This is a genomic window from Streptomyces sp. NRRL F-6492 (genome assembly GCF_001280125.1).
Taxonomy (GTDB): Bacteria; Actinomycetota; Actinomycetes; order Streptomycetales; family Streptomycetaceae; genus Streptomyces.
In genome coordinates this window covers 43,431-69,469 of record NZ_LGEG01000210.1, presented here as the reverse complement: position 1 = coordinate 69,469, position 26,039 = coordinate 43,431, and the positions used below count along the sequence as shown (strand labels likewise).

22 protein-coding genes are annotated in these 26,039 nt (G+C 74.0%); 18 read left to right on the top strand and 4 right to left on the bottom strand.

Annotation, left to right across the window (positions count from 1 at the left end; translation table 11 throughout):
• The 9 genes from ADL08_RS15970 to ADL08_RS15930 all read left to right on the top strand — a co-directional run.
• Positions 1-922, top strand: a 922-nt coding sequence (locus ADL08_RS15970; protein WP_053643373.1) for an EamA family transporter, incomplete at its 5' end; no start/stop codon positions are given.
• Between the two features lie 223 nt (positions 923-1,145).
• Complete coding sequence (locus ADL08_RS15965) at positions 1,146-2,591, top strand: aldehyde dehydrogenase family protein (RefSeq protein ID WP_053643371.1); 1,446 nt, start codon at positions 1,146-1,148, stop codon at positions 2,589-2,591.
• Positions 2,592-2,803: 212 nt separating this feature from the next.
• Positions 2,804-4,039: a 3-phosphoshikimate 1-carboxyvinyltransferase gene (gene aroA / locus ADL08_RS15960; protein ID WP_053643380.1), complete on the top strand. Its 1,236-nt coding sequence runs from the start codon at positions 2,804-2,806 to the stop codon at positions 4,037-4,039.
• A 33-nt stretch (positions 4,040-4,072) separates the two neighbouring features.
• Positions 4,073-5,323 (top strand): 1-deoxy-D-xylulose-5-phosphate reductoisomerase, encoded by a 1,251-nt coding sequence (gene dxr / locus ADL08_RS15955; RefSeq protein ID WP_053643369.1) that lies wholly within the window; start codon positions 4,073-4,075, stop codon positions 5,321-5,323.
• Positions 5,320-6,627 carry a M50 family metallopeptidase gene (locus ADL08_RS15950; protein ID WP_053643367.1) on the top strand — a complete coding sequence of 436 codons (1,308 nt, stop codon included), beginning with the start codon at positions 5,320-5,322 and terminating at the stop codon, positions 6,625-6,627. The genes dxr and ADL08_RS15950 overlap by 4 nt, the downstream gene beginning before the upstream one ends.
• A gap of 103 nt (positions 6,628-6,730) precedes the next feature.
• Positions 6,731-7,888 (top strand): flavodoxin-dependent (E)-4-hydroxy-3-methylbut-2-enyl-diphosphate synthase, encoded by a 1,158-nt coding sequence (ispG, locus tag ADL08_RS15945; RefSeq protein WP_053643365.1) that lies wholly within the window; start codon positions 6,731-6,733, stop codon positions 7,886-7,888.
• A 142-nt stretch (positions 7,889-8,030) separates the two neighbouring features.
• Entirely contained in the window at positions 8,031-8,876 is an 846-nt protein-coding gene (locus tag ADL08_RS15940) for a GNAT family N-acetyltransferase (RefSeq protein WP_053643363.1), read from the top strand.
• Positions 8,877-8,905: 29 nt separating this feature from the next.
• A complete protein-coding gene (locus ADL08_RS15935) occupies positions 8,906-9,451 on the top strand; it encodes a GNAT family N-acetyltransferase (RefSeq protein ID WP_053643361.1) in 546 nt (181 codons plus the stop codon).
• Positions 9,452-9,522: 71 nt separating this feature from the next.
• The gene (locus ADL08_RS15930; protein ID WP_053643359.1) at positions 9,523-11,223 is read left to right on the top strand and encodes a proline--tRNA ligase; all 1,701 of its coding nucleotides are present in this window, start codon (positions 9,523-9,525) and stop codon (positions 11,221-11,223) included.
• Between the two features lie 57 nt (positions 11,224-11,280).
• Here ADL08_RS15930 and ADL08_RS15925 read toward each other — a convergent pair whose 3' ends face one another.
• From ADL08_RS15925 to ADL08_RS15910, 4 genes are all read right to left on the bottom strand, one after another.
• Complete coding sequence (locus ADL08_RS15925) at positions 11,281-12,201, bottom strand: slipin family protein (protein WP_053643357.1); 921 nt, start codon at positions 12,199-12,201, stop codon at positions 11,281-11,283.
• 108 nt (positions 12,202-12,309) lie between these two features.
• Positions 12,310-13,209, bottom strand: coding sequence for an aminoglycoside phosphotransferase family protein (locus ADL08_RS15920; RefSeq protein WP_053643355.1), 900 nt, complete (start codon positions 13,207-13,209; stop codon positions 12,310-12,312).
• 31 nt (positions 13,210-13,240) lie between these two features.
• Positions 13,241-13,657, bottom strand: a complete 417-nt coding sequence (locus tag ADL08_RS15915; RefSeq protein WP_053643353.1) for a ferritin-like domain-containing protein — start codon at positions 13,655-13,657, stop codon at positions 13,241-13,243.
• Positions 13,654-14,256: a hypothetical protein gene (locus tag ADL08_RS15910; RefSeq protein WP_053643351.1), complete on the bottom strand. Its 603-nt coding sequence runs from the start codon at positions 14,254-14,256 to the stop codon at positions 13,654-13,656. The genes ADL08_RS15915 and ADL08_RS15910 overlap by 4 nt, the downstream gene beginning before the upstream one ends.
• 140 nt (positions 14,257-14,396) lie before the next feature.
• Between ADL08_RS15910 and rimP the strand changes: the two genes are divergently transcribed.
• The 9 genes from rimP to ADL08_RS15865 all read left to right on the top strand — a co-directional run bounded on the left by rimP (position 14,397) and on the right by ADL08_RS15865 (position 26,030).
• Complete coding sequence (gene rimP, locus ADL08_RS15905) at positions 14,397-14,894, top strand: ribosome maturation factor RimP (RefSeq protein ID WP_053643349.1); 498 nt, start codon at positions 14,397-14,399, stop codon at positions 14,892-14,894.
• Positions 14,895-14,896: 2 nt separating this feature from the next.
• Positions 14,897-15,898 (top strand): transcription termination factor NusA, encoded by a 1,002-nt coding sequence (gene nusA, locus ADL08_RS15900; protein ID WP_053643347.1) that lies wholly within the window; start codon positions 14,897-14,899, stop codon positions 15,896-15,898.
• Between the two features lie 74 nt (positions 15,899-15,972).
• A complete protein-coding gene (locus ADL08_RS15895) occupies positions 15,973-16,254 on the top strand; it encodes a YlxR family protein (RefSeq protein WP_078489512.1) in 282 nt (93 codons plus the stop codon).
• A gap of 145 nt (positions 16,255-16,399) precedes the next feature.
• Positions 16,400-19,489, top strand: a complete 3,090-nt coding sequence (gene infB, locus ADL08_RS35575) for a translation initiation factor IF-2 (protein ID WP_078968238.1) — start codon at positions 16,400-16,402, stop codon at positions 19,487-19,489.
• Positions 19,490-19,636: 147 nt separating this feature from the next.
• On the top strand, positions 19,637-19,930 hold the full coding sequence (locus tag ADL08_RS15885) for a DUF503 domain-containing protein (RefSeq protein WP_030217805.1): 294 nt from the start codon (positions 19,637-19,639) through the stop codon (positions 19,928-19,930).
• 29 nt (positions 19,931-19,959) lie between these two features.
• Positions 19,960-20,400, top strand: coding sequence for a 30S ribosome-binding factor RbfA (rbfA, locus tag ADL08_RS15880; RefSeq protein ID WP_053643343.1), 441 nt, complete (start codon positions 19,960-19,962; stop codon positions 20,398-20,400).
• Entirely contained in the window at positions 20,397-21,296 is a 900-nt protein-coding gene (gene truB, locus ADL08_RS15875; RefSeq protein WP_053643341.1) for a tRNA pseudouridine(55) synthase TruB, read from the top strand. Before rbfA ends, truB begins: the two co-directional genes overlap by 4 nt.
• 206 nt (positions 21,297-21,502) lie before the next feature.
• Positions 21,503-25,030 (top strand): serine protease, encoded by a 3,528-nt coding sequence (locus ADL08_RS15870; protein WP_053643339.1) that lies wholly within the window; start codon positions 21,503-21,505, stop codon positions 25,028-25,030.
• Between the two features lie 31 nt (positions 25,031-25,061).
• Positions 25,062-26,030, top strand: coding sequence for a bifunctional riboflavin kinase/FAD synthetase (locus tag ADL08_RS15865; RefSeq protein WP_078968237.1), 969 nt, complete (start codon positions 25,062-25,064; stop codon positions 26,028-26,030).
• The last annotated feature ends 9 nt before the right edge of the window (positions 26,031-26,039 follow it).

The following is a 26,039-nucleotide window of genomic DNA, read 5'->3' as shown; positions in this document are numbered from 1 at the left end:
TCCCCCCCCCCCCGCCGCGCCCCCGACCCCCGCCCGCCGGATCACCGGCGCCGTCTGGGCCGCGCTCGGCATCGTGTACGTCGTGTGGGGGTCCACCTACCTCGGCATCCGGGTCGTCGTCGAGACCCTGCCGCCGTTCCTCTCCGGCGGCGCCCGCTTCGTCACCGCGGGACTGCTGCTCGCCGGGATCATCGCCTGGCGCCAGGGCCCCGCCGCCCTCAGGGTCACCCGCCGTCAGCTCGGGTCGGCCCTCCTCGTGGGCCTGCTCCTCGTCCTCGGCGGCAACGGGCTCGTCGTCCTCGCCGAGACCTCCGTCCCCTCCGGCCTCGCCGCGCTGCTCATCGCCGTCGTCCCCGCCTGGGTCGTCGTCCTGCGCGCCGCCGCCGGCGAGCGCCCCGGCCCCGGCGCGATCGGCGGCGTCCTGCTCGGCCTCGCCGGGCTCGGCGTCCTCACCCTGCCGGGCCTGACCGGCGAGGTGCGGATCGGCGGCGTCCTCCTCGTGGTCGCCGCCGCCCTCAGCTGGTCCGTGGGATCCTTCACCTCCTCGCGCCTCCCGATGCCCGCCAACCCCTTCGCCGCCAGCGCGTACGAGATGGTCGCGGGCGGTCTCGCCGGCGTCGCCGTCGGCCTGTTCCGCGGCGAGCACCACGGGCTCGACCTCGCCGAGGTCTCCGCCCGCTCCTGGACGGCCCTCGCCTACCTAGTCGTCTTCGGCTCGCTGATCGCCTTCACCGCGTACGCCTGGCTCCTCCAGGCGGCCCCGCTCTCCCTCGTCGCGACCTACGCGTACGTCAACCCCGTCGTCGCGGTCGCCCTCGGCGCCCTCGTCCTGAACGAGGCCCTGACCTGGCCCGTCCTCCTCGGCGGCGCGATCGTCGTGGCCGGTGTCTGTCTGATCGTGTCGACCGAGCGGAGGGGATGAACGGAGGGGGCGAGTGAAGGGGATGAGCGGAGGGGACGAGTGGAGGGGACGGGTCGGAGCACCGGACTCCCCGGGCACGACCCCCGGCCCCTCCTTCGGCCAATTCGGACAGGGATCCAGTCCCACCACTCCACACCGGACAAACCCACACCCGCCGCCCCGGCCCTAACGTGTCACGAGAGCAATCGCTCGCACCCCCCGATACGGAAAGGGCCGGGACGCAATGACGACCACCCACGCCTTCTGGCTCGCCGGCCGCGAGGCCACCGGCGAGGCCGCCTTCGACGTCACGAACTCCTTCGACGGACGTCTGGTCGGCAAGGTCAGCGTGCCCACCGAGGCCCAGGTCGAGGAGGCCGTCGCCGCCGCGCACGCCGTCGTCGACGAGTTCGCCGCCACTCCGGCGCACGTCCGCGCCGCGGCCCTCGACCACGTGTCGAAGCGGCTCGCCGAGCGCACCGAGGAGATCGCCCAGCTGATCTCCGCCGAGAACGGCAAGCCCATCAAGTGGGCCCGCGGCGAGGTCGGCCGTGCCGTCTCCGTCTTCCGTTTCGCCGCCGAGGAGGCCCGCCGCTTCAACGGCGGCGAGGCCCAGCGCCTCGACACCGAGGCCGGCGGCGTGGGCCGGCTCGCGCTGACCCGCCGCATCCCCAAGGGCGTCGTCCTCGGCATCGCGCCGTTCAACTTCCCGCTGAACCTCAGCGCCCACAAGGTCGCCCCGGCCATCGCCGTCGGCGCCCCGATCATCCTCAAGCCGGCCCCGTCGACCCCGATCTCCTCCCTGGTCCTGGGCGAGATCCTGGCCGAGACCGACCTGCCGGCCGGCTCCTGGTCGATCCTGACCGTGCCGAACGACCGCATGCCCGCCCTCGTCCAGGACGAGCGCCTCCCGGTCATCTCCTTCACCGGCTCCGACACGGTCGGCTACGCCATCCAGGAGTCCGTGCCGCACAAGCACTGCACCCTGGAGCTCGGCGGCAACGCCGCGGCCGTCGTCCTGCCCGACTGGTCCTCCGAGGCCGACCTGGACTGGGCCGCGACCCGCATCGCCACCTTCTCCAACTACCAGGGCGGCCAGTCCTGCATCTCCGTCCAGCGCGTGATCGTCGACTCCTCCGTCCACGACCGCCTGCTGCCGAAGATCGTCGCCGCCGTCGAGGCCCAGGTCACCGGTGACCCGGCGGACGACGCCACCGACGTCGGCCCGCTCGTCGACGAGGCCGCCGCCAAGCGCGTCGAGTCCTGGGTGGACGAGGCCGTCGCGGCCGGCGCCACGCTCCTGGCCGGCGGCAAGCGCGAGGGCGCCACCTACGCCCCGACCGTCCTCACCGACCTCCCGGCCGGCGTCACCCTGGCCCGCGCCGAGGTCTTCGGCCCGGTCCTGACGATCGCGAAGGTCGACGGCGAGGCCGAGGCGTTCGCCGCGGTCAACGACTCCGACTTCGGCCTCCAGGCCGGCGTCTTCACCCACGACCTGCAGGCCGCCTTCCGCGCCCACCGCGCCCTGGAGGTCGGCGGCGTGATCGTCGGCGACGTCCCCTCGTACCGCGCCGACCAGATGCCGTACGGCGGCGCCAAGCGCTCCGGCGTCGGCCGCGAGGGCGTCAAGTACGCGATGGACGACTACACCTACGAGCGCGTCCTGGTCCTGACGGGCCTCGCCCTCTAGGACGCGGGGCCGAGAACCGTACGGCCTCCGGGACGCACCACTCCCGGGCCGTACGACCCCGGGGCGCACGCCCCACCCGGACCGGGCGGTCCGGCTCCACTGTGCGGGGAGCCGGACCGCCTTTCCCGCTGCCCGCTCCCCGCCCGGCGGGCCCCGTTCCGCCATGCGGGACGCCGGTCCGTCCCTCGGGACGAGACGGCAGGATGGCGCCCGTGACCGTCATCGACATCCCCGGCTCCAAGTCCGTCACCGCCCGCGCGCTCTTCCTCGCCGCCGCCGCCGAGGGCACCACCACCCTCCTGCGGCCCCTCGTCTCCGACGACACCGAGGGCTTCGCCGAAGGGCTCGCCGCCCTCGGCTACGCCGTCCGCCGCGAGCCCGGCGCCTGGCACGTCGAGGGCCGGCCCGCCGGACCCGGCGCGGACACCGCCGACGTCCACTGCCGCGACGGCGCCACCACCGCCCGCTTCCTCCCCGCCCTCGCCGCCGCCGGCCACGGCACGTACCGCTTCGACGCCTCCGCCCAGATGCGCAGGCGCCCCCTCGGCCCCCTCACCACCGCCCTGCGCGCCCTCGGCGTCGACCTCCGGCACGGCGGGCGGGAGGGCCACCACCCGCTCGCCGTCCACGCCCGCGGCGTCAAGGGCGGCGCGCTCACCCTGGACGCCGGGCAGTCCTCCCAGTACCTCACCGCCCTGCTCCTGCTCGGCCCGCTCACCGCCGAGGGCCTCGACATCACCGTCACCGACCTGGTCTCGGAGCCGTACGTCGAGATCACCCTCGCCATGATGCGGAGCTTCGGCGCCGAGGTCCGGCGGGAGGGCCGCACCTACCGGGTCGCCCCCACCGGCTACCGGGCGCGGACGTACGGCATCGAGCCCGACGCCTCCACCGCCAGCTACTTCTTCGCGGCCGCCGCGCTGCTGCCCGGCCGCTCCGTCACCGTCCCCGGTCTCGGCACCGGCGCCCTCCAGGGCGACCTCGCCTTCGTCGACGTCCTGCGCCGCATGGGCGCCGACGTCGAGATCGGCGCGGACGCCACCACCGTCCGCTCCACCGGCACCCTGCGCGGACTCACCGTCACCATGCGGGACATCTCCGACACCATGCCGACGCTCGCCGCCCTCGCGCCGTTCGCCGACGGCCCGGTCCGCATCGAGGACGTCGCCAACACCCGGGTCAAGGAGTGCGACCGCCTCGACGCCTGTGCCGAGAACCTGCGCCGCCTCGGGATCACCGTCCGCACCGGCCCCGACTGGATCGAGATCCACCCCGGCACCCCGACCGGGCCCGTCGAGATCGCCGCCCACGGCGACCACCGGATCGTCATGTCCTTCGCGGTCACCGCCCTGCGCGTCCCGGGCGTCACCTTCGACGACCCCGGCTGCGTGAAGAAGACGTTCCCCGACTTCCACCGGGTCTTCGACACGTTCGTCCGCACCCCGTGAAGACCGCGCCGCGTTTGGCGCAAGAATGGGGGCATGACCGACCGCCCCTCACCCCTCGCCGACCCGCACGTCGCCTTCGACGCCTCCGAAGGACGCCGGGACGTCGTCGTCCTCGGCTCGACCGGGTCCATCGGCACCCAGGCCATCGATCTGGTGCTGCGCAACCCCGACCGCTTCCGGGTCACCGCCCTGGCCGCCTCCGGCGGCCGGATCGGACTGCTCGCCGAGCAGGCGCACCGGCTGGGGGTCGCCGCGGTCGCGGTCGCCCGCGAGGAGGCGCTGCCCGAGCTGCGCGAGGCCCTGAAGGCGCTGTACGGCTCCGAGCCCCTGCCGGAACTCCTGGCGGGGCCGGACGCCGCCACGCAGCTGGCCGCCTCCCCGTGCCACACCGTCCTCAACGGCATCACCGGCTCCATCGGCCTCGCGCCCACCCTGGCCGCCCTCGAAGCCGGCCGCACCCTCGCCCTCGCCAACAAGGAGTCGCTGATCGTCGGCGGCCCCCTGGTGAAGGCGCTCGCGAAGCCCGGCCAGATCATCCCGGTCGACTCCGAGCACGCGGCCCTCTTCCAGGCGCTCGCCGCCGGCACCCGCGCCGACGTCCGCAAGCTGGTCGTCACCGCCTCCGGCGGCCCCTTCCGCGGCCGTACGAGGGAGGAGCTGGCCCACGTCACCCGCGAGGACGCGCTCGCCCACCCCACCTGGGCCATGGGCCCGGTGATCACGGTGAACAGCGCGACCCTGGTCAACAAGGGCCTGGAGGTCATCGAGGCCCACCTGCTCTACGACATCCCCTTCGACCGCATCGAGGTCGTCGTCCACCCCCAGTCGTACGTCCACTCGATGGTGGAGTTCACGGACGGCTCCACGCTCGCCCAGGCCACCCCGCCCGACATGCGCGGTCCGATCGCCATCGGCATCGGCTGGCCCGAGCGGGTCCCGGACGCGGCCCCCGCCTTCGACTGGAGCAAGGCCTCCACCTGGGAGTTCTTCCCGCTCGACACCGAGGCCTTCCCGTCGGTCGGCCTGGCCCGGCACGTCGGCGACCTCGGCGGCACCGCCCCCGCCGTCTTCAACGCCGCCAACGAGGAGTGCGTCGAGGCGTTCCTGGCCGGGCGGCTGCCGTTCAACGGCATCATGGACACGGTCACGGCGGTCGTGGCGGAGCACGGCGTTCCCGTCACGGGAACCTCCCTCACCGTCCCGGACGTCCTCGAAGCGGAGACCTGGGCACGGGCCCGGGCCCGAGAGCTCGCAGCGAAGGCAACAGCGGAGGCCCGCGCATGAACGAAACGCTCCTGTACGTCCTGGGCATCGTGCTGTTCGCGTTCGGACTGCTCGTCTCCATCGCCTGGCACGAGCTCGGCCACCTCTCCACGGCCAAGCTCTTCGGCATCCGCGTCCCGCAGTACATGGTCGGCTTCGGCCCCACGATCTGGTCGAAGAGGCGCGGCGAGACCGAGTACGGCATCAAGGCCATCCCGGCCGGCGGCTACATCCGCATGATCGGCATGTTCCCGCCGGGCGACGACGGACGGATCGAGGCCCGCTCCACCTCGCCCTGGCGCTCCATGATCGAGGACGCCCGCGAGGCCTCGTACGAGGAGCTGAAGGAGGGCGACGAGACCCGGCTCTTCTACACGCGCAAGCCGTGGAAGCGCGTCATCGTGATGTTCGCCGGGCCGTTCATGAACCTGGTCCTGGCCGTGGCGCTCTTCTTCGGCTCGATGATGACGCTGGGCATCGAGGGCCAGACGACCGGGGTCGCCGGCGTCCAGAAGTGCGTCATCGAGCAGAGCGAGAAGCGCGACACGTGCGCGGCGGGCGACCCGGTCTCCCCGGCGTTCCGGGCGGGTCTGAAGGAGGGCGACCGGATCGTCGCCTTCAACGGCACGCCGGTGAGCGACTGGAACACCCTCTCCGACCGCATCCGCGACACCACCGGCCCCGCGACGGTCACCGTCGAGCGGGCCGGACAGCGGATCGACCTGCACCCCACCCTCGTCACCAACAAGGTCCCGAAGAAGGACGAGGACGGCAGGGTCGTCCAGCCGCTGACCTACGTCGACGCCGGCTACCTGGGCTTCGCCTCCAAGACCGAGGTCGCGCCCCTCACCTTCGTCGAGACCACCGACCGGATGACCGACCTCCTGGAGAACGGCGTCCACTCGGTCATCGCCCTCCCGGGCAAGATCCCCGGCCTCTGGGACGCCACCTTCGGCGACGGCGAGCGCGCCGACGACTCGCCCGTCGGCGTCCTCGGCGCCGCCCGCATCACCGGCGAGCTCATGACCGTCGAGGCCCCCCCGGAGCGGATCCTCGTGTGGTTCATGAACATCCTGGTGATGTTCAACGTCTCGCTGTTCCTCTTCAACATGCTCCCGCTGCTGCCGCTCGACGGCGGCCACATCGCGGGCGCCCTGTGGGAGTCCGTGCGCCGCCACACGGCCCGGATCTTCAAGCGCCCCGACCCCGGCCCGTTCGACGTGGCCAGGCTGATGCCCGCCGCGTACGTGGTGGCCGGCGTCTTCGTCTGCTTCACCCTGCTCGTCCTCGCCGCCGACATCGTCAACCCGGTGAAGCTGACGTGAAGCCCGGGAGGGCCGGACCCGGTGGTGTCCGGCCCTCCACCGCCGGGGCGGTAACCTCGGAGACCTGAGCCCGCCGACGCACAACCTTGAGGTTGCACAACAGATGACCGCGATTTCTCTCGGTATCCCTACCGTCCCGACCCGGCTCGCCGAGCGGCGCAAGAGCCGCAAGATCCAGGTCGGCACCGTGGCCGTCGGCGGTGACGCCCCCGTCTCCGTGCAGTCGATGACCACCACCCGTACCTCCGACATCGGCGCCACGCTCCAGCAGATCGCCGAGCTGACGGCCTCCGGCTGCCAGATCGTGCGCGTGGCCTGCCCGACCCAGGACGACGCCGACGCCCTCTCGACGATCGCCCGGAAGTCCCAGATCCCGGTCATCGCCGACATCCACTTCCAGCCGAAGTACGTCTTCGCCGCGATCGACGCGGGCTGCGCGGCCGTCCGCGTCAACCCGGGCAACATCAAGCAGTTCGACGACAAGGTCAAGGAGATCGCCCGGGCCGCCAACGACGCGGGCACCCCGATCCGGATCGGCGTCAACGCCGGCTCCCTGGACGCGCGGCTCCTCAAGAAGTACGGCAAGGCCACCCCCGAGGCGCTCGTCGAGTCCGCCCTCTGGGAGGCGTCCCTCTTCGAGGAGCACGACTTCCGCGACATCAAGATCTCGGTCAAGCACAACGACCCGGTCGTCATGGTCGAGGCCTACCGCCAGCTCGCCGCCCAGTGCGACTACCCGCTGCACCTCGGCGTCACCGAGGCGGGCCCCGCCTTCCAGGGCACCATCAAGTCCGCCGTCGCCTTCGGCGCGCTGCTCTCCCAGGGCATCGGCGACACCATCCGCGTCTCGCTCTCCGCGCCGCCGGCCGAGGAGATCAAGGTCGGCATCCAGATCCTGGAGTCGCTGAACCTGCGCCAGCGGCGCCTGGAGATCGTCTCCTGCCCGTCCTGCGGCCGCGCCCAGGTCGACGTCTACAAGCTCGCCGAGGAGGTCACCGCCGGCCTCGACGGCATGACCGTCCCGCTGCGCGTCGCCGTCATGGGCTGCGTCGTCAACGGCCCCGGCGAGGCCCGCGAGGCCGACCTCGGCGTCGCCTCCGGCAACGGCAAGGGCCAGATCTTCGTCAAGGGCGAGGTCATCAAGACCGTGCCCGAGTCGAAGATCGTCGAGACCCTCATCGAGGAGGCGCTGAAGATCGCCGAGCAGATGGAGAAGGACGGCGTCGCCAGCGGCGAGCCGTCGGTCGCCGTCGCCGGCTGACACCGCGCGCTTTCTCCGAAAAGCCCTGAGGAAGCCCCGCCGCCCGTCCCGGGAGGCGGGGCTTTCCGCCGCCGGAGGCGTGGTCCCGGGCCCTCCGGGTAAAGTGCGTGGAATCAGCGGAACCGCACGGTGAGGCCCCCTCGTGTTGACAGAGACCACCACTCGGGTCCTCGAACCCACCGACCTCGGCGCCGCCCTCGCCGTCCTGGAGAGCGCCCCCGTCGAGAACGCGTTCGTGACCGCCCGCGTCCAGCTCGCCGGGCTCGACCCCTGGCGCCTCGGCGGCGAGATGTGGGGCTGGTACAGCGAGGGACGGCTGCGCTCGCTCTGCTACTCCGGCGCCAACCTGGTCCCGATCTGCGCCACCCCCCAGGCCGTCCGCGCCTTCGCCGACCGGGCCCGCAGGACGGGCCGCCGCTGCTCCTCCATCGTCGGCCCCGCCGAGGCCACCACCGAGCTGTGGCGGCTCCTGGAGCCCAGCTGGGGCCCCGCCAGGGACGTCAGGGCCAACCAGCCCCTGATGGTCGCCGAGGGACCCTCCACCACGGTGGTGCCCGACCCCCTGGTGCGCCGCGTCCGCAAGGACGAGATGGAGGTGATCATGCCCGCCTGCGTGGCCATGTTCACCGAGGAGGTCGGCGTCTCCCCGCTCGCCAACGACGGCGGCCTGCTCTACCAGGCCCGGGTCGCCGAACTCGTCGGCGCCGGCCGCTCCTTCGCCCGCGTCGAGGACGGCAGGGTCGTCTTCAAGGCCGAGATCGGCGCCGCCACCCGCCAGGCCTGCCAGATCCAGGGCGTCTGGGTCGCCCCCGAGCACCGCGGCAAGGGCCTCTCCGAGATCGGCATGGCCGCCGTCCTCCGGTACGCCCTGGCCGACGTCGCCCCCGTGGTGAGCCTGTACGTCAACGACTACAACACCCCCGCCAGGGCCGCCTACCGCCGCGTCGGCTTCCGGGAGACCGGGGCCTTCATGAGCGTGCTGTTCTGAGGGGGCCGGCCGCTTGTAGGGTGCGCCGCATGGATGATGCGGAGATCGTGATCGGACCGGTTGATCTCGCCGCCCGGGTGGACGAGGCCCTCGCCGTGCAGGCGGTCGCCTTCGGCCTGGACGCCGACGAGGTCGCCGTGCGCCGCCACATCGTGCTGCGCCACCTGCTCTGCCCCGGCGCCCGCGCCCACGGGGCCACCACCCCCGAGGGACGGCTCGTCGGCTTCGTGTACGGCATGCCCAACGACCGCACCCACTGGTGGTCCACCGTCGTCGAGACGTACCTGCGCGCCACCGGCACCGCCGACTGGCTCGACGGCTCCTTCACCATCACCGAGCTCCACGTCCACCCCGACTTCCAGGGCCGGGGCGCGGGCCGCGCGCTGATCACCGCCATCACCGACACGGCCGACGAGCCGCGCTCGATCCTCTCCGCGATCGACACCGAGAGCCCCGCCCGCGCCCTCTACCGCTCCCTCGGCTACCAGGACCTCGCCCGCCGGGTCCACTTCCCCAGCGCCCCCCGCCCGTACGCCGTGATGGGCGCCCCGCTGCCGCTGCCGCGCCGGAACTGATTTCCCGTCCCCGGGGCCGCCCGGCTAACCTCGGGCCCATCAACCGCAGTCCCGGCAGGAGTACGAGAACCATGGCCAACGCACCGGTCCAGCGCATGTCGAAGTTGATGGCGAAGACGCTGCGCGACGACCCGGCGGACGCCGAGGTCCTCAGTCACAAGCTCCTCGTCCGCGCGGGATACGTGCGCCGCACCGCCGCCGGCATCTGGAGCTGGCTGCCCCTCGGCAAGAAGGTCCTCTCGAACGTCGAGCGGATCGTGCGCGAGGAGATGGACGCCATCGGCGCCCAGGAGGTCTCCCTGCCGGCGCTGCTGCCCCGCGAGCCCTACGAGGCCACCGGCCGCTGGGACGAGTACGGCGCCGAACTGTTCCGCCTCCAGGACCGCAAGGGCGGCGACTACCTCCTCGGCCCCACCCACGAGGAGATCTTCACCCTCCTGGTGAAGGACCAGGCGTCCTCCTACAAGGACCTGCCGGTCATCCTCTACCAGATCCAGAACAAGTTCCGCGACGAGGCCCGCCCCCGCGCCGGCATCCTGCGCGGCCGCGAGTTCCTGATGAAGGACTCGTACTCCTTCGACACCGAGGACGAGGGCCTCGCCCAGGCGTACGCCCTGCACCGCGAGGCCTACCGGCGGGTCTTCGAGCGCCTCGGCCTCGACTACCGCATCTGCGCCGCCACGGCGGGCGCGATGGGCGGCTCGAAGTCCGAGGAGTTCCTCGCCCCGGCCGAGGCCGGCGAGGACACCTTCGCCGACTGCCCGCACTGCGACTTCGCCGCCAACACCGAGGCGGTCTCCTTCGCGCTGAAGGCCGTGGACGGCTCCGCCGTGCCCGCCGCCGAGGAGATCCCCACCCCGGACACCCCGACCATCGAGACCCTCGCGGCCTCCCTCGGCGTCCCGGCCTCCGCCACCCTGAAGAACCTCCTGGTGAAGGTCGACGGCGAGATCGTCGCCGTGGGCGTCCCCGGCGACCGCGAGGTCGACCTCGGCAAGGTCGAGGCGCACTTCGCGCCGGCCACCGTCGAGATGGTCACCGAGACCGACTTCGCGGCCCGCCCCGACCTCGTGCGCGGCTACGTCGGCCCGCAGGGCCTCGACAAGGTCACGTACCTCGCCGACCCGCGGGTGGCCCCGGGCACGGCCTGGATCACGGGCGCCAACAAGGAGCACACCCACGCGAAGAACGTCGTCGCCGGGCGCGACTTCGAGGTCACCGAGTACGTCGACGTGGTCGTCGTCGAGGAGGGCGACCCCTGCCCGAAGTGCGGCACCGGCCTCAAGCTGGACCGCGCCATCGAGATCGGCCACATCTTCCAGCTCGGCCGCAAGTACGCCGACGCCCTCAAGCTCGACGTCCTCGGCCAGAACGGCAAGCCGGTCCGCGTGACCATGGGCTCGTACGGCATCGGCGTCTCGCGCGCGGTCGCCGCGCTCGCCGAGCAGACCGCCGACGACAAGGGCCTGTGCTGGCCCGCCGAGGTCGCCCCGGCCGACGTCCACGTGGTCGCCGCCGGCAAGGCCCTCCAGATCGAGCTGGCCCTGGAGGTCTCCGACAAGCTGTCCGCCGCGGGCCTGCGCGTCCTGGTCGACGACCGCGCGGGCGTCTCCCCGGGCGTCAAGTTCACCGACGCGGAGCTCATCGGCGTCCCGAAGATCCTCGTCGCGGGCCGCCGCTCCGCCGAGGGCGTCGTGGAGCTGAAGGACCGCCGCACGGGCGAGCGCGAGGAGCTGACGGTGGACGAGGCGATCGCCCGCCTGACCGCCTGACCCCCGCCGCGCACGACGGCCCCCGCCCCGCACGAGGGGGCGGGGGCCGTCGCCGTGTCAGTCCTCCCGGGGAGCGGGCTCCACCGACGTGCCCGTCAGGTCCTCGATGGCGTCCTCCGCCGCCGCCCGGCCCTTCAGGTGCGCGTCGCCGAGCAGGGGCGGTATCTCCACCTCCGCGCCCCGGTGCGCCGGGTGCGGCGTCGCGCCCGGCTTGGCGTCCGGGGTCGCGCGCTCCAGGAAGCGGAGCAGCTCCACCGGGAACGGCAGCACCAGCGTGGAGTTCTTCTCGGCGGCCACCGCCACCACCGTCTGCAGCAGCCGCAGCTGGAGCGCCGCCGGCTGGTCGGACATCACCGCCGCCGCCTCGGACAGCTTCTTCGACGCCTGGAGCTCCGCGTCCGCGTTGATCACCCGCGCCCGCCGCTCCCGGTCCGCCTCCGCCTGCCGGGCCATCGACCGCTTCATGGTCTCCGGCAGCGACACGTCCTTGATCTCGACCCGGTCGATGGCGACGCCCCACCCCAGCGCCGGGCTGTCGAGCATCAGCTCCAGGCCCTGGTTGAGCTTCTCCCGGTTGGACAGCAGGTCGTCGAGGTCGCTCTTGCCGATGATCGACCGCAGCGAGGTCTGCGCCATCTGCGAGACCGCGAACCGGTAGTCCTCCACCCGCACGAGGGCGTCCGACGGGTCGACCACCTTGAAGTAGACGACCGCGTCCACCCGGACCGTCACGTTGTCCCGGGTGATGCCCTCCTGCGCGGGCACCGGCATCGTGACGATCTGCATGTTCACCTTGTGCAGCCGGTCGACCACCGGGACGATCATCGTGAAGCCGGGGGAGCGCACCTTGCCGCGCAGCCGGCCGAAGCGGAAGACGACCCCGCGCTCGTACTGCTTGACCACCCGCGCCGCCGCGCCCGCGTACACCGCCGCCGCCGCGCCCGCGCCGGCCACCGCCATCAGCAGCTCTTCGACCATCACGGCCCCCAGGGGTCGGTCCGAACGCCGATGCCCGGCTGCACGGCGAACGGTACAAAAAGGGTATTCCCCTCCAGTCTGCCCGCGAACGTGCGACCGGTCGGCGGCCTACAGCCAGCCCGCGAACTCCAGCAGCAGCTCCGCGTCCTGCCGCCGCCCCGCCGTCAGCGCCCGCGTCCCCGACTCCACCGCGCGGAACAGGGTCCAGCCCCGCAGCCGCTCCCGGTCCACGTCGAGCGAGTCCGCCAGCCTGTTCACCCGCCGCCGGGCCGCCGAGGCGCCCGCCGAGGCCGCCACCAGGTCCTCCACCCGGTCCCGCACCAGCCGGGCCAGGTCGTAGGCCCGCTCGCCGACCAGCGGCTCGGGCCCCACGGCCAGCCAGGGCGCCCGGTCACCGGCCAGGACCTTGCCCTGCCGGAAGTTGCCGTGCAGGAGCACCGTCTCGGCCTCCCCGGCCACCAGCTCCTCGCGCGCCGCGAGCGCCGCCGCCGTCAGCTCGCCGGCGGTCGCGTCCGCACGGTAGTGGTCCATCACCGAGGCCTGCCGGGCCGTCCGCCCGGCCACCGACTCGAAGCCGTGCTCCGCCGGGGGCTCGACCCACAGCTTCCGCACGGTCCCGGCCGCCTCCAGGAGCGCCTTCGCCTCCGGCAGGGAGCGCAGCGACACCTCGGGGTGGAGCCGTTCGAGCAGGATCCCCTCCTCGCCGGCCCCTTCGAGCAACCGCACCGCGCCCCAGCCGTTCCAGTGGGCGAGCGCCTCCCGCTCCCGGTCGGGCCGGGCGAACGGCGGCGCCACCTTGAGCGCGGCGGGGGAGCCGTCGGACCGCCGGACGAGCACCACCAGGCTGCTCCGCCCGCCGGGGGCCATCACCCGCTCGGCGTCCAGGGAGTCCCGGTCGAGCGCGGTCCGCGCCCGCTCCGGCAGCTCCCCGAGCCACTCGGCCGCGACGGTCTCCCCGTACGTCTCGCCGAGCGCCCGGACGAGTCGCTGCGGCGGTTCGAAAGCCATGCGTACGTTGTTCCTTCGGTCGGGGCGGGGCTCAGGCCCGCTCGGCGAGCCCAGGAAAGGTTACGTCGCCGCCGCGCCAGCGCACGGCGCGTACCGCCGCCTCCCTGAGCGCGGCGGCCGCCTCCCGCCGGGCCGGGCCCTCGGTGGCCCGGACCAGGTCGGAGTAGACGCCGGCCACCCGGTCCTCCAGGACGGCGGCGAGCCGCACCGCGCCCGCCGGATCCCCTACCCGGAACGGCAGCCCGTACGCGGCGGCCGCCGCCACCGGCGCGCCGCCGAGGTCCCGCACCGCCCGGCGCAGCACCTCCCGGCGGGCCCGGTGGGCCTCGTACGCGGCCGTGGCCTCCGCCCGGCGCTCCGGGGCGATCCGGCCGCCGACGACCCCGTACCCGTACACGGCCGCGTGCTCGGCGGCCAGCGCCGCCTGGGTGGCGTCGAGGGCGCTCATGCCCGGGCTCCTTCGGTCAGCAGATAGGCGTGGACGGCGCCCGAGGCCGCCACCGAGGCGAGCAGCCGGGCGTACTCCGGCGGGGCGGCCAGCAGCGCGTCCGCATGGCCGTCGGAGGCGGTCCGCTCGGCCGCCGCCAGCTCCCCGAGGGCCGTCGCGGGGTCGGTCGCCACCGGGACGGGCGCGGGGGAGGCCGCCGTGGGGCGCGCGGAGGCGGAGGGCGCCGGGGAGGCCGCGGCGGGCTTCACCGCGTCCGTCCCGCCCTCGCCGAGGGCCTTCACGTGCGCCGCCACCGAGCGCCGCAGCGGCGCCAGCCGGGGCGCCAGGGCGGGGTGCGCGGCGAGCACCGCGTCGTACCGTTCGAGCAGCCCGCGCGCGGCCGTCACCGAGCGTGCCCGCAGCGCCGCCTCGGCGCGCGCCACCCGTTCGGCCTCCCGCTCGGCGGCGCTCGGCCGCCGGGGCCCCTCCCCGCCGGAGGAGGTGCAGCCCACCAGGGCCGTCGCCCCCGCGGCCGCCCCCGCCGCGAGGAGCGCGCGTCTGCCCGTCGTCGTCACGCCTTCTCCCTCGGCCGCCGTCCACAGTCGAAGATCCGTACGCATCGGAAGATCGTTCGGATCACCGCAGGCGAGCGTACCCGCGGCCCCCCGGGCGATGGACGGCAACACCCTCCCGGACCGGATACCCTTTGGTCTGACACGCGACGAAACACAACAGCACACGCGGCCGAGGAGTCACCCGGATGAGCACCACCCAGAGCGACAGGCTGCGCGGACTCGTCGAGCCGCTCGTCCGCGCGAAGGACCTGGATCTGGAAGAGATCGAGGTGTCCCGGGCGGGCCGCCGCGGACTGCTGCGGATCGTCGTCGACTCGGACGAGGGCGTGGAGCTGGACGCCTGCGCCGAGCTGAGCCGCGCGATCTCCGAGAAGCTCGACGAGACCGACGCGATGGGCGAGGGCGAGTACGTCCTCGAAGTCAGCTCCCCCGGCGCCGACCGCCCCCTCACCGAGCACCGCCACTACGTGCGCGCCACCGGCCGGCTCGTCCGGCTCCAGCTGGCCGACGAGGGCGAGCTGGTCGCCCGGATCCTCGCCGTGGACGAGGACGGCCTCGACCTCGAAGTGCCGGGCGTGAAGGGGCGCAGGCCCACCGCCCGCCGGATCGAGTTCGCCGACGTCTCCAAGGCGCGTGTCGAGATCGAGTTCAACCGCAAGGACAAGAAGGAAGAGGAGGCGTAGCCGTGGACATCGACGTGAAGCTTCTCAAGGGCTTGGCGCATGAGAAGGAGATCTCCTTCGACCTGCTGGTCGAGGCGATCGAGTCGGCCCTCCTCATCGCGTACCACCGCACCCCCGACGCCCGCCGCCACGCGCGCGTGGAGCTGGACCGGCACACCGGCCACGTCACCGTCTGGGCCAAGGAGGACCCCTCCGACCTGGAGGAGGGCCAGGAGCCCAAGGACTTCGACGACACCCCCTCGGACTTCGGCCGGATCGCGGCGAGCACCGCCCGCCAGGTCATCCAGCAGCGGCTGCGGGACGCCGAGAACGACGTGACCTTCGGCGAGTACGCGCGCCGCGAGGGCGACGTCGTCGCCGGTGTGGTGCAGCAGGGCAAGGACCCGAAGAACGTCCTGGTCAGGCTGGACGACAAGCTGGAGGCCATCCTCCCGGTCCAGGAGCAGGTGCCGGGCGAGGAGTACACCCACGGCCTGCGCCTGCGGACGTACGTCGTCCGGGTCGCCAAGGGCGTCCGCGGCCCCTCCGTCACCCTGTCGCGCACCCACCCCAACCTGGTGAAGAAGCTCTTCGCCCTGGAGGTGCCGGAGATCGCGGACGGCTCGGTCGAGATCTCGGCCATCGCCCGCGAGGCCGGCCACCGCACCAAGATCGCCGTCCGCGCCACCCGTTCGGGCCTGAACCCCAAGGGCGCCTGCATCGGCCCGATGGGCAGCCGCGTCCGCAACGTGATGGCGGAGCTGCTCGGCGAGAAGATCGACATCGTCGACTGGTCGGACGACCCGGCCGAGATGGTGGCGAACGCGCTCTCCCCCGCCCGGGTGTCCAAGGTCGAGATCGTCGACCTGGCCGCCCGTTCGGCCCGGGTGACGGTGCCGGACTACCAGCTGTCGCTGGCGATCGGCAAGGAGGGCCAGAACGCCCGCCTCGCCGCCCGCCTCACCGGCTGGCGGATCGACATCCGTCCGGACACCGAGCAGACGGAGCAGGCCGGCCAGGCCTGAGACCGTTTTTGGCCAACGACTGTTCGATTCTTGCCCCAAACGGGCGGGGTCGGTACGGGGAGGTAGACTTAATCGTGTCTGGCCGGACGCACGCCCGCGTGTGCCCTGAGCGAACCTGCGTGGGATGCCGGGAGCGAGCGGCCAAGAGCGATCTGCTGCGGATCGTGGTGAACAAGGACGAGTGCGTTCCGGATCATCGCGGTACGCTGCCCGGCCGGGGTGCGTACCTGCACCCCGCCGTGGTCTGTCTCGATCTGGCGGTCCGCCGCCGAGCGTTCCCGAGGGCCTTCAGGGTCCAGGGCCCGCTCGACACCGCGGCACTCCGCCACCACGTCGAGCGATCGGCACAGCAGTGAAGAAGTACGGCACGGATCACCGTGCGGTCAGGTACCTCGCGAGTTGGAAGTAGGTCGAGATTGCGATGAGCACTCGATGAGTACGCGATGAGTACGCCCATGAAGTAGCGACGGTCCGGCGGTAACCGGACCTCAAAGGAGCGAAGTGGCTAAGGTCCGGGTATACGAACTCGCCAAGGAGTTCGGTGTGGAGAGCAAGGTCGTCATGGCCAAGCTCCAAGAACTCGGTGAATTCGTCCGTTCGGCGTCCTCGACGATCGAGGCGCCGGTCGTGCGCAAGTTGACTGACGCTTTGCAGGGTCCCGGCGGCAACGCCGGCAAGACCGCTGCCAAGCCCGGCGCGCCCCGCAAGGCGACGCCCACCCCTGCCGCGCCGAAGCCGGCGCAGGCCTCCCCCGCGCCGTCCCCGGCGCAGCAGACGGCTCGACCCGCCGCCCCGAAGCCTGGCGCGCCCACCCCGGCGCCCAAGCCCGCGGCCGCGGAGAAGCCCTCGACCCCGGCCCCCGCCGGCGGTCGTCCCACCCCGGGTCCGAAGCCCCCGGCCGCGCCGAAGCCGGCGCCGGCCTCCCCGGCTCCGACGACTCCGGAGTTCACCGCGCCTCCGGCGGCCCCGGCCGCCCAGCAGCAGCGTCCCGCCGGCGCGACCCCGGGCCCCCGCCCGGCCGCCCGTCCGGGCCAGCAGGCGCCCCGCCCGCAGGGCCAGGGCGCTCCGCGCCCCGGCGGCCAGCAGGCCCCCCGTCCGGGCGGTGCCCGTCCGGCCGGTCCCCGTCCGGGCAACAACCCGTTCACCTCGGGCGGCTCCACCGGCATGGCGCGGCCGCAGTCGCCGCGTCCGGGCGGCGGCGCTCCCCGTCCCGGCGGCCCCGGTGCCGTTCCGGGTGCCCCGCGTCCGCAGGGCGGCCCCGGCGGCGCCCCGCGCCCGCAGGGTCAGGGCGGTGCCCGTCCGACTCCGGGCGGCATGCCCCGTCCGCAGGCTCCCCGTCCGGGCGGCGCGCCCGGCGGTAACCGTCCGAACCCGGGCATGATGCCGCAGCGTCCCGCTGCCGGCCCGCGTCCCGGCCCCGGCGGTCGTGGTCCCGGTGGCCCCGGCGGCCGTCCGGGTGGTCCCGGCGGTGGCGGCGGCGGTCGTCCCGGCTTCGCCGGTCGTCCGGCCGGTCCCGGCGGTGGCGGCGGCGGCTTCGCCGGCCGTCCCGGTGGTCCCGGTGGCGGTGGCGGCGGTCGTCCGGGCGGTCCCGGCGGTGGCGGCGGCTTCGGCGGTCGTCCCGGCGGCTTCGGCGGTCGTCCCGGTGGTCCGGGTGGCCGTGGTGGCACGCAGGGCGCCTTCGGCCGTCCCGGCGGTCCCGCGCGCCGCGGTCGCAAGTCGAAGCGTCAGAGGCGCCAGGAGTACGAGGCCATGCAGGCCCCGTCCGTGGGCGGCGTGATGCTTCCCCGCGGTGGCGGCGAGGTCATCCGCCTGTCGCGCGGTGCGTCCCTCACCGACTTCGCCGAGAAGATCGGCGCCAACCCGGCGTCGCTCGTCGCGGTGATGATGAACCTCGGCGAGATGGTCACGGCCACGCAGTCGGTCTCCGACGACACGCTGACGATGCTCGGCGAGGAGATGAACTACACCGTTCAGATCGTCTCGCCCGAGGAGGAGGACCGCGAGCTGCTCGAGTCCTTCGACATCGAGTTCGGCGAGGACGAGGGCGGCGAAGAGGCCCTGGTCGCCCGTCCGCCGGTCGTGACCGTCATGGGTCACGTCGACCACGGAAAGACCCGACTGCTCGACGCGATCCGCAAGACGAACGTCGTCGCGGGCGAGGCCGGTGGCATCACCCAGCAGATCGGCGCCTACCAGGTGGGCACCGAGGTCAACGGCGAAGAGCGTCGCATCACCTTCATCGACACCCCGGGTCACGAGGCGTTCACCGCCATGCGTGCCCGTGGTGCGAAGTCGACCGACATCGCGATCCTCGTGGTCGCGGCCAACGACGGCGTCATGCCGCAGACGATCGAGGCGCTCAACCACGCCAAGGCCGCCGGCGTCCCGATCGTCGTCGCGGTCAACAAGATCGACGTCGAGGGCGCGGACCCGACCAAGGTCCGCGGCCAGCTGACCGAGTTCGGTCTCGTGGCCGAGGAGTACGGCGGCGACACCATGTTCGTCGACATCTCCGCCAAGCAGGGTCTGCACATCGACTCCCTGCTGGAGGCCGTGGTCCTCACCGCGGACGCCTCGCTCGACCTGCGGGCCAACCCGGACCAGGACGCGCAGGGCATCGCGATCGAGTCCCACCTCGACCGCGGTCGCGGCGCCGTCTCGACCGTCCTGGTCCAGCGCGGAACGCTGCGCATCGGCGACACCGTGGTGGTCGGCGACGCGTACGGCCGCGTCCGGGCGATGCTCGACGACAAGGGCAACAACGTCGAGGAGGCGGCCCCGTCGACTCCCGTCCTGGTGCTCGGTCTCACCAACGTGCCGGGTGCCGGCGACAACCTCCTGGTGGTCGACGAGGACCGTACGGCGCGTCAGATCGCCGAGAAGCGCGCCGCCCGCGAGCGCAACGCCGCCTTCGCCAAGCGCGTCCGCCGGGTGTCCCTGGAGGACCTCGACAAGGTGCTCAAGGCCGGTCTCGTCCAGGAACTCAACCTCATCATCAAGGGCGACGCGTCCGGTGCGGTCGAGGCCCTGGAGGCCTCGCTGCTCCAGCTCGACGTCGGCGAGGAGGTCGACATCCGCGTCCTGCACCGCGGTGTGGGTGCGGTCACGGAGTCGGACATCGACCTGGCCATGGGCTCCGACGCCATCGTCATCGGCTACAACGTCCGTGCGGCCGGCCGTGCCGCGCAGATGGCGGAGCGCGAGGGCGTCGACGTCCGGTACTACTCGGTCATCTACCAGGCGATCGAGGAGATCGAGGCGGCGCTCAAGGGCCTTCTCAAGCCGGAGTACGAAGAGGTCGAGCTCGGCACGGCGGAGATCCGCGAGGTCTTCCGCTCGTCCAAGCTGGGCAACATCGCCGGTGTCCTCATCCGTTCGGGCGAGGTCAAGCGCAACACCAAGGCGCGCCTCGTCCGCGACGGCAAGGTCATCGCCGAGGACCTCACGATCCACGGTCTGCGCCGCTTCAAGGACGACGTCACCGAGATCCGCGAGGGCTTCGAGGGTGGTATCAACCTCGGAAACTTCAACGACATCAAGATCGACGACGTCATCGCGACGTACGAGATGCGCGAGAAGCCGCGCGCCTGATCGCGTCCGATCGCAGCAGTGAGCAGGGGCCGGTCGGCGGAACTTATTCCGTCGATCGGCCCCGGCCGTTGCGTGTACGGTTCTGGTGTTCCCGCCCTGTCGAGGGCGGGACCACTGACCCCGAACCGGCGGGACATCCGGACACACATGTATGTGGGGACACTGTCCTTCGATCTGCTCCTCGGCGACGTACGTTCGCTGAAGGAGAAGCGCTCCGTCGTCAGGCCGATCGTCGCCGAGCTCCAGCGCAAGTTCGCGGTGAGCGCGGCGGAGGTCGGCGGCCAGGACCTCCACCGGCGGGCCGAGATCGGCGTCGCGATGGTGACGGGGGACCCGGGACACCTCAGCGACGTGCTGGACCGGTGCGAGCGGCTCGTCGCCGCCCGGCCGGAGGTGGAGCTGCTGTCGGTGCGCCGCAGGCTCCACACTGATGAAGACTGATTGAGCAAGGCGAAGAAGGAGAAGGACCAGTGGCCGACAACGCGCGGGCGAAGAAGCTGGCGGACCTCATCCGGGAGGTGGTCGCCGAGAAGCTGCAGCGCGGCATCAAGGACCCCCGCCTGGGTACGCACGTGACCATCACGGACACCCGCGTCACCGGTGACCTGCGGGAGGCCACGGTCTTCTACACGGTCTACGGCGACGACGAGGAGCGGGCGAGCGCCGCGGCGGGCCTGGAGAGCGCCAAGGGCGTCCTCCGCTCGGCCGTGGGCCGGGCGGCGGGGACCAAGTTCACCCCGACGCTGACCTTCGTGGCCGACGCCCTCCCGGAGAACGCGCGCACCATCGAGGACCTCCTCGACAAGGCGCGGGCCTCCGACGCCCAGGTGCGGGAGGCGTCCTCGGGCGCCGGCTTCGCGGGCGACGCCGACCCCTACAAGAAGCCGGGCGAGGACGAAGCCGCCGAATGAGCAACACAGCCCCCACGCCCGACGGCCTTGTCATCGTCGACAAGCCGTCGGGCTTCACTTCGCACGACGTCGTGGCCAAGATGCGCGGGATCGCGAAGACCCGCCGCGTCGGCCACGCCGGAACGCTCGACCCCATGGCCACGGGCGTCCTCGTCCTCGGCGTGGAGCGGGCGACCAAGCTCCTCGGTCACCTCGCGCTGACCGAGAAGGAGTACCTGGGCACCGTCCGCCTGGGCCAGACCACGATCACCGACGACGCCGAGGGCGAGATCACGGCGTCGGTCGACGCTTCGAAGGTCACCCGCGAGCAGATCGACGCCGGTGTGGCGGAGCTGACCGGCGCCATCATGCAGGTGCCGTCGAAGGTCTCCGCGATCAAGATCGACGGCAAGCGGTCGTACGCGCGCGTGCGCGGCGGCGAGGAGTTCGAGATCCCGGCCCGGCCGGTCACCGTCTCCTCCTTCCGGGTGTACGACGTCCGCGAGGCCGTCGCCGAGGACGGCACCCCCGTGGTCGACCTGGTCGTCTCGGTGGTCTGCTCCTCCGGTACGTACATCCGGGCGCTCGCCCGGGACCTCGGCGCCGGGCTCGGCGTGGGCGGCCATCTGACCGCGCTGCGCCGCACCCGGGTCGGCCCGTACAAGCTGGACTCGGCCAGGACCCTGGACCAGCTCCAGGAGGAGCTGACGGTCATGCCGGTCGCGGACGCGGCCTCGGCGGCGTTCCCGCGCTGGGACGTCGACGAGAAGCGGGCCCGGCTGCTGCTCAACGGCGTCCGCCTGGAGATGCCGGAGTACCCGAAGGGTCCCGTCGCGGTCTTCGGACCGGAGGGGAAGCTGCTCGCCCTGGTCGAGGACCAGCGGGGCAAGGCGAAGAGCCTCGCGGTCTTCGGCTGACGGAACGGGAACGGGCCCCCGGGCCCCGAGTGGGGCGGGTACGCGCGCGTACCCGCCCCACTCTCGTTCCCCGGCGGGACCCTGTCCGCGGAAGTCACGGAAATTCACTCCGACGGGGAGGCGCTCGGAGCGAAAGGGGGAGCGGAAGGGGGCGCGTTCCCCTGCGCGTGCCGTGGGGTGATCACCGGCGGCCTACCGTCGTCACCATGGGACGCGGGGACCTGGCGACGCTGGTGCGGATCTGCGATCCGGCGGGCCGGACGCGCGGCACCGGCTTCCTCGCCGACCACCACGGAACGGTCGTCACCAGCCACGAGGCCGTCGACGGGCTCAGCCGCGTCCTGCTGCGCGCTCCCGGCGACCGCAGCTGGCTCGCCGAGGCCGGGGCCGTCGTCCCCCTGCCCGAGAGCGGACTCGCCCTCGTCCACAGCGAAGGGCTCGGCGTCCGCCCCCTGCCGCTCGCGACCCGCCCCGAGGTCGAGCCCGGCACGTACGTCCGGATCGAGGCCCACGGCTGGCGCGAGGCGCGCGTCCTCGGCCCCGCCACCGTCACGTACACCGCCGCCGACCGCTTCCACGACCTCGACGAGGCCCTCGCACTCGCCATCGGCACCGAGGGCGCCGAGGCGCTCCGCCGCGGCGGCCGGGCCGCGGGGAGCCCCGTCCTCGACACCACCACCGGCACCGTCCTCGCCGTCCTCGGCACCGCCCTCCACGGCGGCCGCCGGGCCGCCGGGTACGCGGTCCCGCTCCGGCCCGACGGCCCGCTCACCGCCCTGCTGCGCCGCAACGCCGCCACCGTCCCCGCCTACGGCCCCGACCTCAACCTCGCCGGGATCCTGGAGCTCACCGCCACCTCCTCCGGGCCCGTCCGGGACCCCGGCCCCTGGCCCGAACCCGTCGAGCGCGCCGGATGCGCCCGCGAACTCGACCGCTTCACCGCCGGGGACGCCCCCGTCCTCGCCCTGGTCGGCACCCCCGGCACCGGCCGCACCACCGCCCTCGCCGCGCTCTGCGCCCGCCGCGCCCTGGGCGCCGAACCCGCCCCCACCGTCCGGCTGCGCGGCGCCGACCTGCGCGCCGAGGACCACTCCCTCGCCGACGCCGTCGGCCGCGCCCTGGACCGGGCCGGACGCATCGTCACCGCCTCCGGGGCCCTCGGCGACACCACCACCGCCACCCCCGAGCGGGCCGCCGCCCTCGCCCGGGAGGCCGGCCGGCCGCTCCTCGTCGTCCTCGACGGCCCCGAGGAGATGCCCCCGCTCCTCGCCCACCGGCTCCCCGCCTGGACCGCGGCCACCGAGCGGTGGCTCCGCGCCCACGGGGCCCGGCTCGCCACCGCCTGCCGCCCCGAGCACTGGGAGCGGGCGGGCGCCCTCTACGGCCCGCACGCCCTGCACCGCCCCGCGGCCGGCGGCGGGGACGGCCTGCCCGCCGCCGTCGTCCTCGGCCCGTACACCGAGGCGGAGGCCCGGGCCGTGCGCGAGGGGTACGGGATCGGGGAGACGGACCTCGCCGAGGCGGACGCCCGGCACCCGCTCGCCCTGCGGCTGCTCGCCGAGGTCCGGGCCGCGCTGCCCGGCGAGGTGCCGGGACGGCCCCGCCGCGAGGAGGTCTTCACCGCCCACCTCGACCTGATGTGCCTGCGGACCGCCGTCCGGATCGCCGCCGGCACCCGGCCCCTCGTCCGGGGGACCGCCGTCCGCCGGCTCGCCGCGCGCGTGACCGGCCGGGTCCACGAGGCGGCCCGCCGCTGCCTCGGCCCCGGCCACGGCGTCCTCGACCGGGCCTCCTTCGAGGAGCTGTTCCCCTGGCGGGAGGGCTGGGCCCCGGCCGTCCTCACCGAGGGCCTCCTCGTCCCGGCGGGCTCCGGCTACCGCTTCGCCCACGAGGAACTCGCCGACTGGCTCCAGGCCGCCCACCTCGACCTGGACACGGCCCTCCACGCCCTGGTCCACACCCACCACGAGGACCGGGCGCCGGACGCGCCCCCGGACGCCCCGGGCGATCCGGGCCACCCGGGCGCCCCCGTCCCCGCCGTACCCCCGGCCGTCCTCCCCGGCCCGTCCGGCGGGGAGCCCCGGGCCGTCGGGGCCCCGGCGCCGCCGCCCGTGCCCCGGCACCGGATCGGGCCCGTGCTCCAGGCGCTGCTGCTCGAACACCGGGAGCGCGGCGCGGGCGGGTCCGTGCCGCGGCTCGCCCGGCTCGTCGAGGCGCTCGCCCGGTTCGCGGACGCCGGGCAGGACGGGGACGGCGCCTGGTGGGCCGCGCGGCTGCTGGGGGAGAGCCTGCGGCGGATGCCGGACCCCCGGCCCTGCCTGCCCGTCCTGCGGCTGCTCGCCGACCGGATCGGCGCCCGCCCGGGACACCGCCCCGCCTTCGCCGCCTTCGGGCCGGATTTCTGGCGGGGCCTCGCGGTCGGGGAGGACGAGCGGACCGACCTGCTCCGGCGGCTCGTCACCGCCGACCCGCCGGGCGAGGACCGCTGGTTCGGCACGGTCGCCGAGCTGCTCGCCGCCGACCCCCGGGGCGTCCAGCCGCTCCTGTGCCGCTGGTTCGGCGACGCCCGGCCGCTGCCCGCCGCCCCGCACGCCACCGTCGCCACCGCCGCCCAGGCCCTCCTGCACGCCCACCGGGCGCTCGCCGTCGACGACCTGTGCGAGGCGCTCGTCGCCACCGCCCACCCCCTCGCCGAAGGCCTCCTCGCCGCCCTCGCCCGGGACGAGACCTCCGCCCTCTGCCGGGCCGTCGACCGCTGGGCCCACGACGACGGACGCCCGGAGCGCCGCGCCGCGGCCGCCGCGTACGGACACCTGGCCACCGGCCGCGCCACCGCCCCCGCCGACCGCGAACTGCTGCGCTACGCGGCCCTCGCCCTCCTCGCCCGCCCCGCCGACCGGGACCTGCACGGCGCCGCCCTCGGCCTCCTGGTCCGCGACCCGGAGACCCGCGCCCGCCACCTGCCCCGCGCCGCGACCGAGCCCGGCGTCCCCGTGGACGCCCTCGTCGAGGCCCTCGCCACCCACCCCGAGCAGGCCCTCGACGCCCTCCGGACCCGGCTGGACGCCCCCGGCGAGGACCCGGCCGCCGTCCTGGAGGCCCTCGCCGGGATCGACGCGCCCGCCCTCGCCCGCCGCGCCGCCGCCCTCGTCCGCGACCACGCCCTCCGCCACCCCGAAGCCGCCCCGCACGTGGCCGCCTTCGTGGACCGGCGCCTCGAAGCCGGACCCGGGGCCGGGGCCGTGCTCCTCCCGCTGGTCGGCGACCTGATCCGGAGCCGGTCCGTCCCGCTCCGCCGCGCTCTCGCCCCCGTGCTCGCCGCCCCCGGCACCGGCGCCTCCCGCCATCTGCGCGACGAGCTGCTCGACGTACTCCTGGAGCACGAGCGGTACGACCCCGGGCCGGGGGAGCCCGCCGTCCCGGAGGCCCTCCTGACGGCCGCCGCCGGGGACGCGGAGCGGAACGGCGAGGCCCGCACCCGGCGGCTCGCCCACCGGGCCGGCCTCCTGTGCGTCCGCACCCCCGAGGGCGCCGCACGGCTCGACCGGCTCCTCACCGCCCTCGTCCACGAGCGGCCCGTCTTCACCGAACTCCTCTGCGGCTGGATCGTCGCCGCCCCCGGCGACTGGGCACCGCTGCTCGGCATCGGGACCCTCGACGCGCTGCGCACCCCCGGCACCCCCATGCCGATGCGTGCCGACGGGCGTGGGCATGGCAGTCTTAGACCTGCTTAATCGGCGAACAGGCGGACGAGGAGCGGTCACAGTGCAGCGCTGGCGTGGTTTGGAGGACATCCCCCAGGACTGGGGGCGCAGCGTCGTCACCATCGGCTCCTACGACGGGGTGCACCGCGGGCACCAGCTGATCGTCGGACGCGCCGTCGAGCGCGCCCGCGAACTCGGCGTCCCCTCCGTCGTGGTCACCTTCGACCCCCACCCCTCCGAGGTGGTGCGGCCCGGCAGCCACCCGCCGCTGCTCGCCCCGCACCACCGGCGCGCCGAGCTGATGGCCGGGCTCGGCGTGGACGCGGTCCTCGTCCTGCCGTTCACCGCCGAGTTCTCCCAGCTCTCCCCGGCCGACTTCATCGTCAAGGTGCTCGTCGACAAGCTGCACGCCAGGGCCGTCATCGAGGGCCCCAACTTCCGCTTCGGCCACCGGGCCGCCGGCAACGTCGCCTTCCTCGCCGAGCTCGGCGCCACCTACGACTACGAGGTCGAGGTCGTCGACCTGTACGTCAGCGGCAGCGCGGGCGGCGGCGAACCCTTCTCCTCCACCCTCACTCGCCGCCTGGTCGCCGAGGGCGACATGGCCGGGGCCGCCGAGATCCTTGGCCGCCCGCACCGCGTCGAGGGCGTCGTGGTCCGCGGCGCCCAGCGCGGCCGCGAGCTCGGCTTCCCGACCGCCAACGTCGAGACCCTGCCGCACACCGCGATCCCGGCCGACGGCGTCTACGCGGGCTGGCTGACGGCCGCCGGGGAGCGGATGCCGGCGGCCGTCTCGGTCGGCACGAACCCGCAGTTCGACGGCACCGAACGGACCGTCGAGGCGTACGCGATCGACCGCGAGGGGCTCGACCTGTACGGGCTGCACGTGGCCGTCGACTTCCTGGCGTACGTGCGCGGGATGCTGCGCTTCGACACCCTGGACGACCTGCTCCGGGCGATGGCGGGCGACGTGGAGCGCTGCCGCGAGCTGACCGGGGAGTACGACCGGGAGCACCCGGAGCAGGTCTGACCCGTCGGG

Bases quoted from the DNA above. Each gene is read 5' to 3' on its own strand.
- ADL08_RS15915 (WP_053643353.1), bottom strand. From the start codon at position 13,657: ATGAGCGCCCTCGACGCCACCCAGGCGGCGCTGGCCGCCGAGCACGCG.
- ispG (WP_053643365.1), top strand. From the start codon at position 6,731: ATGACCGCGATTTCTCTCGGTATCCCTACCGTCCCGACCCGGCTCGCC.
- ADL08_RS15965 (WP_053643371.1), top strand. From the start codon at position 1,146: ATGACGACCACCCACGCCTTCTGGCTCGCCGGCCGCGAGGCCACCGGC.
- ADL08_RS15925 (WP_053643357.1), bottom strand. From the start codon at position 12,201: ATGGTCGAAGAGCTGCTGATGGCGGTGGCCGGCGCGGGCGCGGCGGCG.
- ADL08_RS15920 (WP_053643355.1), bottom strand. From the start codon at position 13,209: ATGGCTTTCGAACCGCCGCAGCGACTCGTCCGGGCGCTCGGCGAGACG.
- dxr (WP_053643369.1), top strand. From the start codon at position 4,073: ATGACCGACCGCCCCTCACCCCTCGCCGACCCGCACGTCGCCTTCGAC.
- ADL08_RS15870 (WP_053643339.1), top strand. From the start codon at position 21,503: ATGGGACGCGGGGACCTGGCGACGCTGGTGCGGATCTGCGATCCGGCG.
- ADL08_RS15935 (WP_053643361.1), top strand. From the start codon at position 8,906: ATGGATGATGCGGAGATCGTGATCGGACCGGTTGATCTCGCCGCCCGG.
- ADL08_RS15910 (WP_053643351.1), bottom strand. From the start codon at position 14,256: ATGCGTACGGATCTTCGACTGTGGACGGCGGCCGAGGGAGAAGGCGTG.
- ADL08_RS15950 (WP_053643367.1), top strand. From the start codon at position 5,320: ATGAACGAAACGCTCCTGTACGTCCTGGGCATCGTGCTGTTCGCGTTC.
- rimP (WP_053643349.1), top strand. From the start codon at position 14,397: ATGAGCACCACCCAGAGCGACAGGCTGCGCGGACTCGTCGAGCCGCTC.
- ADL08_RS15885 (WP_030217805.1), top strand. From the start codon at position 19,637: ATGTATGTGGGGACACTGTCCTTCGATCTGCTCCTCGGCGACGTACGT.
- truB (WP_053643341.1), top strand. From the start codon at position 20,397: ATGAGCAACACAGCCCCCACGCCCGACGGCCTTGTCATCGTCGACAAG.
- ADL08_RS15930 (WP_053643359.1), top strand. From the start codon at position 9,523: ATGGCCAACGCACCGGTCCAGCGCATGTCGAAGTTGATGGCGAAGACG.